Source organism: Halobacterium yunchengense (assembly GCF_037031165.1).
In the GTDB taxonomy this organism is placed as follows: Archaea; Halobacteriota; Halobacteria; order Halobacteriales; family Halobacteriaceae; genus Halobacterium; species Halobacterium yunchengense.
Window position 1 is genome coordinate 80,122 of sequence record NZ_JAYEZL010000003.1, and the last position, 12,787, is coordinate 92,908.

11 protein-coding genes are annotated in these 12,787 nt (G+C 71.6%); 5 read left to right on the forward strand and 6 right to left on the reverse strand.

Features of this window, described 5'->3' with window-relative positions:
- Window positions 1–16 precede the first annotated feature (16 nt).
- The 3 genes from U5911_RS09500 to U5911_RS09510 all read right to left on the reverse strand — a co-directional run bounded on the left by U5911_RS09500 (window position 17) and on the right by U5911_RS09510 (window position 3,394).
- Window positions 17–1,189, reverse strand: a complete 1,173-nt coding sequence (locus U5911_RS09500; protein WP_336036798.1) for a BMP family lipoprotein — start codon at window positions 1,187–1,189, stop codon at window positions 17–19.
- Between the two features lie 211 nt (window positions 1,190–1,400).
- Window positions 1,401–2,762, reverse strand: a complete 1,362-nt coding sequence (locus U5911_RS09505) for a phosphohexomutase domain-containing protein (RefSeq protein WP_336036799.1) — start codon at window positions 2,760–2,762, stop codon at window positions 1,401–1,403.
- A 161-nt stretch (window positions 2,763–2,923) separates the two neighbouring features.
- The gene (locus U5911_RS09510) at window positions 2,924–3,394 is read right to left on the reverse strand and encodes a DUF5793 family protein (RefSeq protein ID WP_336036800.1); all 471 of its coding nucleotides are present in this window, start codon (window positions 3,392–3,394) and stop codon (window positions 2,924–2,926) included.
- A gap of 226 nt (window positions 3,395–3,620) precedes the next feature.
- On the opposite strand from U5911_RS09510, the gene U5911_RS09515 reads away from it, so the two are divergent.
- The 3 genes from U5911_RS09515 to U5911_RS09525 are packed head-to-tail and all read left to right on the forward strand — an operon-like array spanning window position 3,621 to window position 5,999.
- On the forward strand, window positions 3,621–3,758 hold the full coding sequence (locus U5911_RS09515) for a hypothetical protein (RefSeq protein WP_336036801.1): 138 nt from the start codon (window positions 3,621–3,623) through the stop codon (window positions 3,756–3,758).
- The gene (locus tag U5911_RS09520; protein WP_336036802.1) at window positions 3,751–5,421 is read left to right on the forward strand and encodes a sodium/proline symporter; all 1,671 of its coding nucleotides are present in this window, start codon (window positions 3,751–3,753) and stop codon (window positions 5,419–5,421) included. Before U5911_RS09515 ends, U5911_RS09520 begins: the two co-directional genes overlap by 8 nt.
- On the forward strand, window positions 5,418–5,999 hold the full coding sequence (locus tag U5911_RS09525; RefSeq protein ID WP_336036803.1) for a hypothetical protein: 582 nt from the start codon (window positions 5,418–5,420) through the stop codon (window positions 5,997–5,999). Before U5911_RS09520 ends, U5911_RS09525 begins: the two co-directional genes overlap by 4 nt.
- A gap of 10 nt (window positions 6,000–6,009) precedes the next feature.
- On the opposite strand, the gene U5911_RS09530 is transcribed toward U5911_RS09525, so the two are convergent.
- Window positions 6,010–8,538: an efflux RND transporter permease subunit gene (locus U5911_RS09530; RefSeq protein WP_336036804.1), complete on the reverse strand. Its 2,529-nt coding sequence runs from the start codon at window positions 8,536–8,538 to the stop codon at window positions 6,010–6,012.
- A gap of 162 nt (window positions 8,539–8,700) precedes the next feature.
- On the opposite strand from U5911_RS09530, the gene U5911_RS09535 reads away from it, so the two are divergent.
- Entirely contained in the window at window positions 8,701–9,459 is a 759-nt protein-coding gene (locus U5911_RS09535) for a TrmB family transcriptional regulator (protein ID WP_336036805.1), read from the forward strand.
- A gap of 140 nt (window positions 9,460–9,599) precedes the next feature.
- Here U5911_RS09535 and U5911_RS09540 read toward each other — a convergent pair whose 3' ends face one another.
- Window positions 9,600–9,818, reverse strand: a complete 219-nt coding sequence (locus U5911_RS09540; protein ID WP_336036806.1) for a DUF8007 family protein — start codon at window positions 9,816–9,818, stop codon at window positions 9,600–9,602.
- Window positions 9,819–10,104: 286 nt separating this feature from the next.
- Between U5911_RS09540 and U5911_RS09545 the strand changes: the two genes are divergently transcribed.
- On the forward strand, window positions 10,105–10,719 hold the full coding sequence (locus tag U5911_RS09545; RefSeq protein ID WP_336036807.1) for a DUF8052 family protein: 615 nt from the start codon (window positions 10,105–10,107) through the stop codon (window positions 10,717–10,719).
- A 154-nt stretch (window positions 10,720–10,873) separates the two neighbouring features.
- Here U5911_RS09545 and U5911_RS09550 read toward each other — a convergent pair whose 3' ends face one another.
- A complete protein-coding gene (locus U5911_RS09550; protein ID WP_336036808.1) occupies window positions 10,874–12,748 on the reverse strand; it encodes a carbon starvation CstA family protein in 1,875 nt (624 codons plus the stop codon).
- Window positions 12,749–12,787: the final 39 nt, after the last annotated feature.

Sequence of the window (12,787 nt, forward strand, 5' to 3'; positions counted from 1 at the left end):
GGGCGGCGCTACCGCGTCAGACGTCCGACGGGTCCTGGGGGACGGAGATGTCGCCGTCGATGATGCCCTGCCGGGCGTCGCTGACCGCACTCTCGACGTCGCCGGGGATCTCGGAGCCGAGCTGGTCGCCGTACACGCACTCGACGCCGTCGTCGTCGAGGCCGAGCGTGGTCACGGCGCCGCCCTCGAACTCCCCGTTCACGGTCGCCTCGATGGCGTTGTAGACGGCGGTGTCGACGCGCTTGACCATGCTCGCGAGGATGACGTCCGCGTAGTCCGGGCGCGTGACGGACTGGTCGCGGTCGACGCCGACGGCGAAGCGGCCCTCCTCCTGTGCGGCCTGGAAGACGCCCGTCCCGGTGTTGCCGGCGGCGTGGTAGACGACGTCGCTGCCGTCCTGGTACATCCGCAGGGCGGCCTCCTGGCCGCCGGTCGGGTCGTTGAAGTCGCCGACGTACGTCGTCTGGATGGTGGCGTCCTCCTCGACCGCCGTCACGCCCGCCTTGAAGCCGGCCTCGAACTTCTCGATGAGCGCGCTCTCGACGCCGCCGACGAACCCGACTCGCGTGTCGTCGGGCCGGGTCGACCCGGCGCCGGCGCTGAACTCCATCGTGGTGAGGTGGCCGGCGAGCACGCCGACGAGGTACGAGCCCTCGTGCTCGCGGAACACGTAGCTGCCGACGTTGTCGGACTCGACGACGCTGTCGACGATCTGGAAGTTCTGGTCGGGGTAGTTCGCGGCGGTCTCCGAGAGGGAGTCCGCCTGCAGGAATCCGATGCAGGAGACGAGGTCGTAATCGGGGTCAGTGGAGCTCGCGTACTGCTGCTGGTAGTTGCTGAACTGCGCGACCTCGTCGGGCTGGGACTCGCTGTACTCGACGTCGAACTCCTCGGCCGCCTGCTGGAGGCCGGTCTGGGCCTGGTCGTTGAACGAGCCGTCGCCGAGGCCGCCGGTCGCGTACACCATCCCGACCTGGGTGACGTCGCCCCCGCCGTCCTCGGCGGTCGTCGTCTCCTCGGTCTCGGTCTCCCCGGACGTGCCGTCGCCGCCGGCGTCGTCGGGCTGTTCGGTCGTGGTGTCCTCGCCGTCGCCGCTCGGACCACCGGTACAGCCCGCCAGCCCCGTCAGTCCGACAGTTCCCAGGACGCCAGTCGTCTTGATGAAGTCGCGCCTGTCGAAATCCCTCATAGATAGGCATAGATTTGGGTATGCGTCCATAAATGTATCGAAGACGTGAACCGCCGATTCGTGGGTCGAGACCGCCGTCTACCGGCGATTCTCGGGCCCGGAATGTAGGCGGACTGACCGCTCGGTCGCGCGTAGAATCCGGGTACTCGGAGCGGACTCGCGTCCCGTCGCCGAACCGCGCCTCCAGACAGAGAGTGTCCGGCTCGCGCCGTCAGGAGGCGTCCGCGACTGCGTCCGCGACGACGGCCGTCACGTCGTCGACGAGCGCGTCGACGCCGTCGCTCTCGGCGTACACGCGGACGTACGGTTCCGTCCCGCTCGGCCGCACGAGCGCCCAGGACGCGTCCGGGAACGTCAGTCGGACGCCGTACTCCGTGTCGACGTCGGCGTCCGGGAAGGCCTCGGGCAGCGCCGACTCGAGCGCGAGCATCGCCGGCTCCTTGGCGTCGTCCGGGCAGTCGACGCTGACCTTCCGGTACGGGCGCTCGGTCACCGGCTCCCGGAGCGCGCCGAGGCCGTCCGCGTCGGCGACGAGCCGCGAGAGCACCGCGGCGGACGCGACGCCGTCGATCCAGCCGCCGAACGCCGTGTGGACGTGCTTCCAGGGCTCCGCCGCGAACACGACGTCGCCCCCGCCCCCGCGTGCGTCCGCGATGCCCTCGTGGAGCGCGCCGAGGCGAACGCGCTCGACGCGTCCGCCAGCGGCCTCGACGCGCTCGTCGATGCGGCCCGAGGCGTTCGGCGTCGTCACCACGACCGGGTCGTCGGCGTCGCTGACGCGCGTGTAGTGTTCCGCGAGAACCGCCAGCACCGTGTCCTCGTGGACGACGTCGCCGTCGCCGTCCACGACCACGATGCGGTCGGCGTCGCCGTCGTGCGCGACGCCGAACGCCGCGTCCCCGTCGGCGACGAACGACCTGAGGTCGGTGACGGTCTCCGGCGTCGGCTTGCTCGGGCGGCCGGGGAAGTGGCCGTCGACGTTCGCGTTCAGCGTGACGACGTGCGCGCCGAGCTCGCGCAGCACCTGGGGCGTGGCGAGGCTCGCGACGCCGTTCCCGCAGTCCACCACCACGGTCAGGCCGTCCAGGGGCGCACCGTGCTCGCGGGCGTACTCGGCGACGGCCTGCCGGTACTCCGGGAGGACGCCGACGGACTCCACGTCGCCCCAGTCGGCCCACGACGCGTACTCGGCGTCCGCCGCGACGTACTCCTCGACGCGCTGCTCGCGCTCGCGGTCGTACTCCGTGCCGTCCACGAACAGCTTGATGCCGTTGTCCTCCGGGGGGTTGTGGCTCGCCGTGACCTGAACGCCGCGTCGGCCCCGCGACGCGTACGCGAGCGCCGGCGTCGGCAGCACCTCGGCGTCGAGCACGCGCATCCCGCCGGCCTGCAGGCCGGCCGCGACCGCTGACGCCAGCGCCGACCCCGTCTCGCGGCCGTCCCGCGCCACGACGAACTCCTCGTCGTCGCCGCGGGCGTCCCGGCCGGCGGCCGCGCCCACGGCGACCGCCAGTTCGGGGTTGACGTCCGCGACCGCGTTCCCGCGAATCCCTGCCGTCCCGAAGAGGTCCATGCAGGGACGAACCCGCCGCGTTCACTTAGGTTCGGGTGTTCCGCGCCGCGGGGGGACCCGGCGGCGGCAGTCGCCGTCAGTTACAGTCCGACCGCAGTCGCCGTCAGTCACAGGCCGACGGCAGTCGCCGTCAGTCACAGTTCGATGCCCCTCGGCGTGGGCTACAGTTCGATGCCGCTCGGGATGAGGCTGTGGCTGCGCAGCAGGTCGCCGTCCCGGCTGTACACGAGGAACGTGGACTTCTCGTAGACGACGAGCTGTTCGCCGTCCACGCGGATCTCCACGCGGTACTGGCCGTCGTCGCCGGTCTCCTCGCCGTACCGGCGGGCGGCCCGCACGAACCGCAGCACGTCGTCGGCGTCCTGGTTGAGCTCGAGCACGAACTCGCCAGTGATGCGGTTCGTGACGGCGACGACGCCGGCGGCGTCCGGGTCGTCGACGTCGCCCGTCAGCCGGAACGCCGCGTCCGTCTCGTCGGCGTCGAGTCGGTTGCCGTCCCGGTCCGTCAGCCGCTCGTCGAGCTCCGCGGCCGCGCCCGTGAACTCGATGGCGACGTTCGGCTTCTGCGGGTCGCCGTCCTCGTCGACCCAGTCGACGTTCGTGACGTCCAGTTCGAAGTAGTCCCGACGCATTCCCTACGGGTCGATAGGGTAGACGGGGCAATGAACGTAACGCCCCGTCCGACGGACGGCGGCCGCGTTCGACGCGGCGTCGCGACGGACCGGACTGGAACAGCCCCTCGGCCGCGAGCGCGTCGGTCCGCGAACGGCGGCGGTCAGTCCGCAGGGGCCGTCCAGTCGGGCGAATCGACGCCGTTATCCCCGAACCGGCCGGACGACCGCGTGCATGGCTAGCGGTATGGGACTGATCGACTGGGCGGGCCTGGTCGTACCGTTCGTCGTCTACCTCCTGTTGCTGGTCGTCTACTACGTCTGGGAGGGACGACGCGAGAAGCGCCTCCGCGAGCGGTACCGCGAGGAGATCGAGGATGTCTGAGGCGATCGCCGGCGGCGCGGGCGCGTGGGTGCTCGGCGCGTTCGCCGCCTACCTCGTCGTCCTCGTCGGCATCGGCGTCTGGGCGAGCCAGTTCATGGACTCCGTCGGCGACTACGTCATCGGCGGCCGCGAGGTCGGGCCCGTGGTCACGGGGTTCTCCGAGCGCGCCTCGGAGATGAGCGGCTGGCTCACGCTCGGCGTGCCCGCGGACGCGTACAGCTCCGGCATCGTCGCGTTCTACAACGGCCTCGGGATGATCCCCGCCGACCTCGGCGCGTGGGCGGGCATCGCCAAGCGCCTCCGGAAGTACAGCGAGATCGTGCGCGCGGTGACGCTGCCGACGTTCTTCGCGACGCGCCTGGACGACGACACCGGCCTCGTGAAGGCGGTCTCCTCGGTCGTGCTCATCGTCTTCGAGGGCGGCTACGTCGGCGCGCAGATCGTCGCCGCGGGCACGCTGCTGCGCGTGCTCACCGGCATCGAGATGTGGGTGGGCATCGTCGTCGGCGGCGTCATCGTCGTCGGGTACACGATGCTCGGCGGCTACTTCGCGGTGGCGTGGTCGGACTACTTCCAGGGCGCCATCATCCTCGTCGCGTTCGCCGTGCTGCCGGTGGTCGCGTACACCACGTGGGGGCTGCCGTTCGACCAGCTCGCCGCGATGGACGGCGGCTCCTCGCTGACCTCCATCACGGGCGGCGCGACCGGCTGGGCGGCGCTGTTCGGGATCATCTCGTACGCCGCCATCGGGCTCGGCGTCCCCGGGAACCCCCACATCATGGTCCGGTTCATGGGCATCGACCGCGTGAGGAACGTCCGGAAGGCCGCGCTCGTCGCGCAGCTGTTCATGTTCGTCGCGTACGTCGGCGCGGGCCTGGTCGGTCTGTACGCGCTCACGCAGTTCGGCGGCCTGGAGAACACGGACAACGCGATGCCGATGGTCACCCTGGAGCTGCTGCCGGGCGTCGTCGCCGGCGTCGTGCTCGCCGCCGCGCTCGCGGCGATGATGTCCAGCGCTGACTCCCAGCTGCTCGTCGCGACCAGCGCCGTCGTCGAGGACGTCTACCACGGCTTCCTGAACGAGCAGGCCAGCGAGGAGACGCTCGTGCGGTACTCGCGGTACGTGACCCTCGCCATCGGGTCCGCGTCCATCGGGTTCGCGTACGTCGCGCGGGAGACGCCGATCTACACGCTCGTGCTGGACTACGCGTGGGGCGGCCTCGGCGCGAGCCTCGGGCCGCTGCTCGTCGCCCTGCTGTGGTGGAAGCGCACCACCGCGGCGGGCGCCGTCGCGAGCATGGTCACCGGCGCCACCACGATGATCCTGTGGACGCAGTGGACGACGATTCTCGGCGAGGCCACGGTCGAGAGCCTCCACCCCGCGCTGTCCGGGCTGCTGACGGTGTACGGGCTCTTCCCGGCGTTCGTGCTGTCGGCGGTCGTGCTCGTCGTGGTGTCGCTGGCGACGACGCCGCCGGACCGGGAGGCCGTCGACGACGCGTTCAGCGTGATGCACAAGCCGCTGTCCGCGGTGCTCGACGAGGACGGCGACGGCGACAACGAGTACGCCGCCGACGGCGGCCGGCCGCAGCCGAAGGCGGTCACCGAGATGGACGCCGTCCGCGGCCACGTCGAGGACGCGGACTACTGGACGGACGAATGACGCCGGAGAGCGACCGGGTCGACCCCGGGGTCGACGGGTCCGCTGAGAGCGCCGACCCTGATGTCGACGGGTCCGAGGACGGCGTCGCCACCGAGGTCGACGAATCCGACGACCGCGTCCGGGAGTCGGCGACGCTGCCCGTCGTCGAACCGGCCGTCGAGCGCGCCGCCGTCGAGTCCGACGGTCGCGTCGGCGCGGTCGCGTACCCCTACCTCGTCTACCGGGCGTCGGTGACGATGCCGCGGGCGTTCCTCGGGGACCGCACCGAGGAGTACGTGGTGAGCCTGGACCGCGCTCGCCGCCTGCCGCTGCGCGCCGACGAACACCCCGAGACGGTCGAACGCACCGTCGAGGACGCGCTCGTGGTCCCCTCGGAGGTGTCCCGCGAGCGGGCGCGAGAGCTCGCGCGCGACGCCGTCTTCGAGTGGGTGCTGCGGTCGTACTCGCTGTCGACGGCGCCCGACATCGACCTCGCCGACCCGGTCGCCGCGTACAAGCTGTTCTGGCTCGCGGAGCGGCCGGACGGCGACGTCGTCGTGGACAGCGTCCGCGGCACGGAACGCCCCCTGGAGGGCTGAGCGGCGGCCGCTACCGGTCGAGGCGGGCCGGCGCGCCGGCGTACCGGTACCAAAGCGACAGCAGGCTCGGGAGCACGAGCACGCTCGCGACGAACGCGAACGCGATGGCGGCGCTGGTGACGGCGCCGAACCGCCGGAGGGACGGCACGAGCGCGAACACGAGCACGCCGAAGCCGCCGGCCGTCGAGGCGGCGCTCGCGAGCAGCGCGCCGCCGGTCCCAGAGACGGTCGCGTCGAGGGCGTCGAAGACGCCGTTCTCGGGGCCGAGCTCGTGGACGAACCGCTCGCTGACGTGGATGGCGTAGTCGACGCCGAGGCCGATGGCGATGCTGGCGATGACGGCCGTCTCCGTCGTGAACGGGATGTCGAGGAGGTACATCGCGCCGAGGATCCAGCCGAGCGCGGCGACTACCGGCACCATCGTCACCGCGCCCAGCAGCGGCGCGTCGTAGCGCCGGTAGAACAGCGCCGTGAGGAACGCGAGGATGACCCCGAGGGTCAGCAGGAACGTCTCGACGAGCGTGCGCAGCAGCGCGGACTGCACCACCTCGTCGACGACGGGCGGCCCCGTGGCGGTGACCGTGAGCGCGGAGCCGTCACGGACGGTCGCGGCGACGCCCCGCATCTCGCTGGTGATAGTCGCCGTGTCGGCGCTCGCGGACACCGTGATGCGGGCGTCGACGGCCTCGTACTCGCCGTCCTCGCGGTGGACGACGTCGTCGGCGCGGTCGGGGGCGGCCCGGTAGAGCGCGTCGTAGACCGCCGCGAGGTCGCGGTCGGGGACGCCGTCGCCGTCCGCGTCGCGCTCGGCGACGAGCGCGGCGAACGTCTCGTTCTCGGCGGCCGTCGCGCGGATGGCCGTCACCGGGCTGTCGACGTCCGCGCGGCCGTTCGCGAGGGTGACGACCGAGGACGCGTTCGCGGCCTCGGCGGTGCCAGCGTCGACCCGCTCCAGGGTGTCCGGGTCGGTCACGGGCCCCTCGACGAGGACGTGGACGGTCGTCCGGTCCCTGGACTGCGCGAAGTTGTCGTTGAGGAAGACGGCGTCCTCGCGGATTGTGTACTCGCCGGGCGCGAGCGGTTCCGGCAGCGAGTCCATCCACCCGGGTGAGTCTCTGGGGAGGAAGTCGACCTGGTCGATCGACGTGTCGACGTCCGTCGCTGCGTACCCGCCGCCGGCGCTCGCGACGAGCGCGACGACGAGCACGGCGACGGGCGCGCGGCGTGCGACCGTCGTGCCGACGCCGACGACGCGCGAGGCGGCGCCGCTCGTGCCGAACGCGCGCTGCCGGCGGTCCCGGCCGAACCGCTCGAGGAGGGCGTCGACCTCGAGTTTCGCCGCGGGGAGCATGACGGCGAACACGACGAACGCCGAGAGGATGCCGGCGGCGCTGACGAGGCCGAAGTCGCTGATGGCCTGGATGGGGCTGACGGTGTTCGAGAGGAACCCGACGGCGGTCGTGAACGTCGTCGCGGCGAGCGCCACGGTGACGCCCGCGAGGCCGACGCGCATCCCCTCGCGGGGCGGCCGGTCGCCGTCGGCCTGCCGCGCCTCGCGGTACCGCATCACGACGTGGAGCGCGTAGTCGATGGACAGCCCCACGAGCAGGAACGGCACCGCGATGAGGATCTGGGTGATTCCGACGCCCGCCCACCCCATGAAGCCGGCCATCCAGACGAGGGTGACGAGGGTCCCGAGCAGCGCCAGGGCGACGTCGACGGGGTCGCGGTACGCGACGCCCAGCACGACCAGGATCAACAGCAACGCGACCGGGGAGATGACGGCGAAGCTCTCGCCGGTCGCCTGGCCGGCCTCCTCGTCGACGACCCCCTGCCCGAAGACGAACGCGTCGCCCGCGATGCGGGACTCGGCGAGCGTCCGCGTCTCCAGCTGGGCGTCCACCACCGCGTCCGAGAGCGCGTCGCCGCCGTCGGTCTGCTGGAAGACGAACACGACGCGCGCGTCGGCCGACGTGCTGCCGGGCTCGTAGTCCGTGGACAGGAGCGTGTAGGGGTCGACGCCCGGCGTCTCGCGGTCGGGATCGAGGACGTCGGCGACGACGGCCTCGACCTCGCCGGCGGACAGCGACTCCAGTTCCGCGATCTGTTCGTCGAGCGTCGGCTGCGGCGGCGGTCCCTGGCCGTCGTGGTCGGCGTGGACGGCGGCCGTGGCGACGAGGTTGCCGACGCCGACGGCCGGCTGGCGGTCGCGGAGCGTCGGCCCGACCGTGCCGTCGTCGCGGAGCGCGCGCTGGAAGCGCAGCGTCTCGAGGAGCGACTGCTTCGAGAGGACGTCGTCGCCGCGGACGACGACCTGCATCGACGTGACGTTCCGGTCGCCGGTGTCGAAGTGCTCGCGGACGTAGTCGAGCTTCTGGGCCTCCTCGGAGTCGCTGCCGAACGAGGAGATGGTCAGCCCGCCGTCGACGCCGCCCGCGCTCGCGCCCATCAGGGCGGTCGCGACCACGAGGACGGCGAGGACGACGCGACTGTACCGCGCGAGGGCCGAGGCGTACCGGTCGGCGAGTCCGTCGGACATCTACGACGACCGAACGGTGCGAACGACATAAGCGTTTGTAGAATAGTACAATATCTATGAACGGCGCGGCGGCAGCGGACAGCGACCCGGGTCGCACCCTTCTGGTACCGTCCACGACGCGAACCGTCTTGAGGGTGGACCGTCCAGGGTGAGCCGACGAGCATGAGCGCACACGAGGCCGTCGAGGCGCTGCGGGAACTCGGGCTGTCGAACTACGAGGCGCGCGTGTTCGTCGCGCTCCAGCGCCTCGGCAGCGGCACCGCCCAGGACGTCGCGCGGACCTCGGAAGTGCCGCGCTCGCAGGTGTACGGCGCCGCAGACGACCTCGCGACACGGGGCCTGGTGGAGGTCGTGGAGTCCTCGCCGAAGGAGTACCGGCCGGTGAGCCTCGACCGGGCGCGCGAGCAGCTCCGCGAGCGCGTCGAGCGCCAGCACGAGCGCGCGTTCGAGAACCTCGAGGCGGTCCACGAGGACCGCGCCGGCCACAGCGACGAGAGCGACGTGGCGACGCTGCGCGGCCGCGACCCCATCCGGGACCGCGCCGCGGACCTCGTCGCGGCGGCCGACAGCGAGGTCCTGCTGGTCGGGCCGCGGGCCGACGACCTGCGGGAGGACGTCGCCGACGCGCTCGCGGACCGCGCCGCGGCGGGCGTCGACGCCACCGTCGTGACGGACGACCCCGACCTCGAGGACGCCTTCGACGAGGTAGCGGTCGTGTACTCGCCGGCGAGCGGCGACGGCGGCTACGCGGGCCAGACCCTGCTCGTCGACGAGGCCACGGTCCTGCTGTCCGTGCCGACCCACGACGACCACGCCGAACCGTTCGACGAGGTCGCGATGTGGACCGCGAACACCGCCATCGGGCGCATCCTCGCGCGGTTCGTGCACGCCGGCATGCAGGCCGGGACGGAGGAGACCTGAGAGGCCGCGGAAACCCGAGTGACGAACGAGACCCGGGGAGTCGACGGAGCTGGACGGGGGGACGAAAACGGACCTGGCGAGTCCAGAGACTGGCGTCTCGGTGCTGGCTGGCAGTCGGCGGAGGACGAGCGCGCTGCGGGTCAGCGACCGTACGTGAACCGCTGGACGGCGTCGTTCAGGCGGGCGGTGACGCTGCGCGTCCACGCCACCGGCGAGACGCGGCGGACCGACGACTCCTCGACCTCGATGCGTTCGTTCGCGAACGGGTCGCGGGCGCCGTCGCCGTCGGCGTTCACGGCGTCGACGACGGTGGACATCGAACACCGGCCGCAGGCCTCCACTGGTCGGTCGTCGCTCATACCTGCTACCAGTGGCCACAGCGCGATAATTCTGCCGCCGGACGGCGACGGCGTCCCGGTGGAAGCGGCGACGAACTTTTACCGCCAATCGCGTATCACTACCCATGGACCGCCGTGCCGCCGACCCGGACACGTGCAGGGACCGCCGTGCCGCCGCCCCGACCGCGTGCAGGGACCGCCGTGCCGCCGCCCCGACCGCGTGCAGGGACCGCCGGAGGGGACCGCCGCTGGGCGCCGCCAGTGAGGACCGCCGCTGTGACCACCGCCTGGAGCGCGCCGGCCGACGATGAGTGACGGCGACGTGCGCGAACCGGAGGAGCTCCCCCCGGAGATCCGCGACCGCGTCCCCGTCTGGGACGACGAGTACTTCGACCGCGTCAGCGACCGGTTGATGTACAGCTACGACCTCGAGCGCGACTACCGGGTGCGCGGCGAGCGCTTCGACCTCTACGGGGAGTTCCGGATGCGCAACCAGAAGCAGTTCCTCCACCCCGCGCTGAGCTACGCCGACCACGACACCGAGGAGCACGTGTTCGCGCGCCGCAGCGACGGCGTCGACGTGGCGGACCTGGAGGCGCTCGCGGACCTCGGCAACGACCTCGCCGACGACTGGGTGGACGCCGACGAACAGCACTACGAGACGAACTTCACGTTCGTCGTCGTCGCGCCCGACCTCCCGGAGGACGTCGCCGCGTTCGTCGAGGGGTTCCGCGACCGCACGCTGCTGAAGTTCGGCTATTACGGCCACTACGAGGTGAACCTCGTCGTCGTCGCGCCGCGCGAGGAGGCGGCCGTGGAGAGCGAGGCGGCCGACCTCGCGCAGGCGTTCGCGCTCTGGGGGGACGTCGAGACGGAGTCGGAGGGGTTCCTCTCGCGGTTCGCGAAGCGCTTCTGGACCTGAGCGGCGGTCCCAGGGGCGTCAATTGAACGGCGGTCGCAGGGGTGTCACGTGACCGGCGGCCAGAGGGCTGTCACGTGACCGGCGGCCGCGGGGCTGTCGGTCGGCGGCGGTGGAAGGGCGAGAACACAGGGGACCGCGGACGGTCAGTCGGTGGTCAGTCGTCGCCGGGTTCGGCGGCGGCGCCGCCGCGCTGGCGGACGCGGGAGATGTTCCCGTAGCCGATGCGCACCAGCGAGAGGCCCAGGTAGATGAGCACCACCGCGAGTGCGAACTGGACGACGGCGGACACCTGCGAGCCGAGGCCGGCAGCGCCGCCCATGATGAGGCTGCTGTAGAGGTTCTCGTAGAACCCGACCCAGGCGAGCCCGAGCACGGTGATGGTGACCATGATGGCCATCGGCACGCCCGTGCTGACGAGCTGCTTGGACTCCTCCCAGTTGGCGAGCCAGACCGTGCCGGTCAGCAGCGCGAGCGCGGCGAGCAGCTGGTTGGCGCCGCCGAACAGCGCCCACAGCGTCGCCCACTCGCCGGAGATGACCAGCGCGTACGCGATGACGACCTGGACGAGCGGGTTCGTGTACCGGCCGCGGGCGAACGACCCGACGCCGCCCTCGAAGCCGCTGTCGGTGCCGCTGCCCTGCATGCCCACGATCTCCTCCATCATGTACCGGCCGAGGCGCGCGGCCGTGTCAGTGGACGTCAGCAGGAAGCTCACGAGCACGAGCGCCATGAACGGCGCGCCGAACTCCGGCGAGATGCCGAAGCTCGTCAGGATCACGCCGCCGCCGCTCGCGAAGTTCGGGAGCGCGCCGCCGATGCCGCCGGCGGCGGCGTCGGACGCGAAGCCGGCGACCGCGAGCGTCGAGAGCGCCGTCGCGGCGAGCAGGCCCTCGCCGAGCATGCCGCCGTAGCCGATGAGGCGCGCGTCGCTCTCCTTGTTCAGCTGCTTGGCCGTCGTCCCCGAGGACACCAGCGAGTGGAAGCCGCTGATGGTGCCGCAGGCGATGGTGACGAACAGCAGCGGGAACAGCGGGTACGGCGACACCGCCTCGACGCCGAGGAAGCCGGTGAACGGCTGGATGCTGTCGGAGACGACCAGCGGCTCGCTGGCCGTGCCGAAGAGGGTGCCGACGATGATGGCGAGCAGCGCGCCGCCGACGCCCGCGTACAGCAGGAACGACGACAGGTAGTCCCGGGGCTGGAGCAGCACCCAGACCGGGAGCGCGCTCGCGGCCGCCGCGTAGATGAGGATGACGGGCACCCACCCGGCGACGTTCGGCGTGAGGATGGCGTCCGCGGACATCACTGCGCCGGGGAGCCACGCGCCGTCGCCGAGGAACTCCAGCAGGACGATGGTGCCGTCGGGGTACGCGCCGGCCTCGACGGCGGGGAACAGCGCGATGGGGTACTGGATGCCGACCCAGACGCCGGCGAACACCGCGGCGACGAACGCGACGGTGCCGGGGATGAACGGCGCGTCGAGCTGGTAGAGGTAGACGCCGAACCCGATGGCGAGCAGGATGTACACCAGGCTCGCGGTCGCCGCCTGCGGGAACGCGTTCAGGACGATGCCGACGACGAGCGCGAACACCGCCACCACGAGGATGATGGTGAGGAACGCGAACCACAGCAGCATGTCCTTGCCGCGTTCGCCGACGTACTCGCCGATGATGTAGCCGATGGACTTGCCCTCGTGTCGCATCGACCCGGACAGCGAGATGAAGTCGTGGACGGCCCCCATGAGGGGGTTGCCGACGGCCACCCAGACGAGTGCGGGCACCCACCCCCAGATCGCGCCGGCCGTGATGGGGCCGACGATGGGGGCGCCGCCGGCGATGCTCGAGAAGTGGTGCCCGAGCAGCACTGGTTTCTTCGCCGGTACGTACTCCTGACCGTCTTCGTACTTGTGGGCCGGGGTCTCACGCGAGTCGTCGAGGTCGACGAACTGCGAGAGGTATCTCGAATACCCGACGTATCCGAGCGTGAACGTCACCAGGACCGCGGCCACGATCCATATTACCTGTGTCATCGGTCTGCACGCTCGTGGTAAGCCATTGCATTCTGCGAG

What these genes read in the sequence shown, in the direction of transcription:
- U5911_RS09520 (WP_336036802.1), top strand. Translation starts at nt 3,751, where the DNA reads ATGTCTGAGGCGATCGCCGGCGGCGCGGGCGCGTGGGTGCTCGGCGCG.
- U5911_RS09535 (WP_336036805.1), top strand. Translation starts at nt 8,701, where the DNA reads ATGAGCGCACACGAGGCCGTCGAGGCGCTGCGGGAACTCGGGCTGTCG.
- U5911_RS09505 (WP_336036799.1), bottom strand. Translation starts at nt 2,762, where the DNA reads ATGGACCTCTTCGGGACGGCAGGGATTCGCGGGAACGCGGTCGCGGAC.
- U5911_RS09500 (WP_336036798.1), bottom strand. Translation starts at nt 1,189, where the DNA reads ATGAGGGATTTCGACAGGCGCGACTTCATCAAGACGACTGGCGTCCTG.
- U5911_RS09545 (WP_336036807.1), top strand. Translation starts at nt 10,105, where the DNA reads ATGAGTGACGGCGACGTGCGCGAACCGGAGGAGCTCCCCCCGGAGATC.
- U5911_RS09515 (WP_336036801.1), top strand. Translation starts at nt 3,621, where the DNA reads ATGGGACTGATCGACTGGGCGGGCCTGGTCGTACCGTTCGTCGTCTAC.
- U5911_RS09525 (WP_336036803.1), top strand. Translation starts at nt 5,418, where the DNA reads ATGACGCCGGAGAGCGACCGGGTCGACCCCGGGGTCGACGGGTCCGCT.
- U5911_RS09540 (WP_336036806.1), bottom strand. Translation starts at nt 9,818, where the DNA reads ATGAGCGACGACCGACCAGTGGAGGCCTGCGGCCGGTGTTCGATGTCC.
- U5911_RS09530 (WP_336036804.1), bottom strand. Translation starts at nt 8,538, where the DNA reads ATGTCCGACGGACTCGCCGACCGGTACGCCTCGGCCCTCGCGCGGTAC.
- U5911_RS09510 (WP_336036800.1), bottom strand. Translation starts at nt 3,394, where the DNA reads ATGCGTCGGGACTACTTCGAACTGGACGTCACGAACGTCGACTGGGTC.
- U5911_RS09550 (WP_336036808.1), bottom strand. Translation starts at nt 12,748, where the DNA reads ATGACACAGGTAATATGGATCGTGGCCGCGGTCCTGGTGACGTTCACG.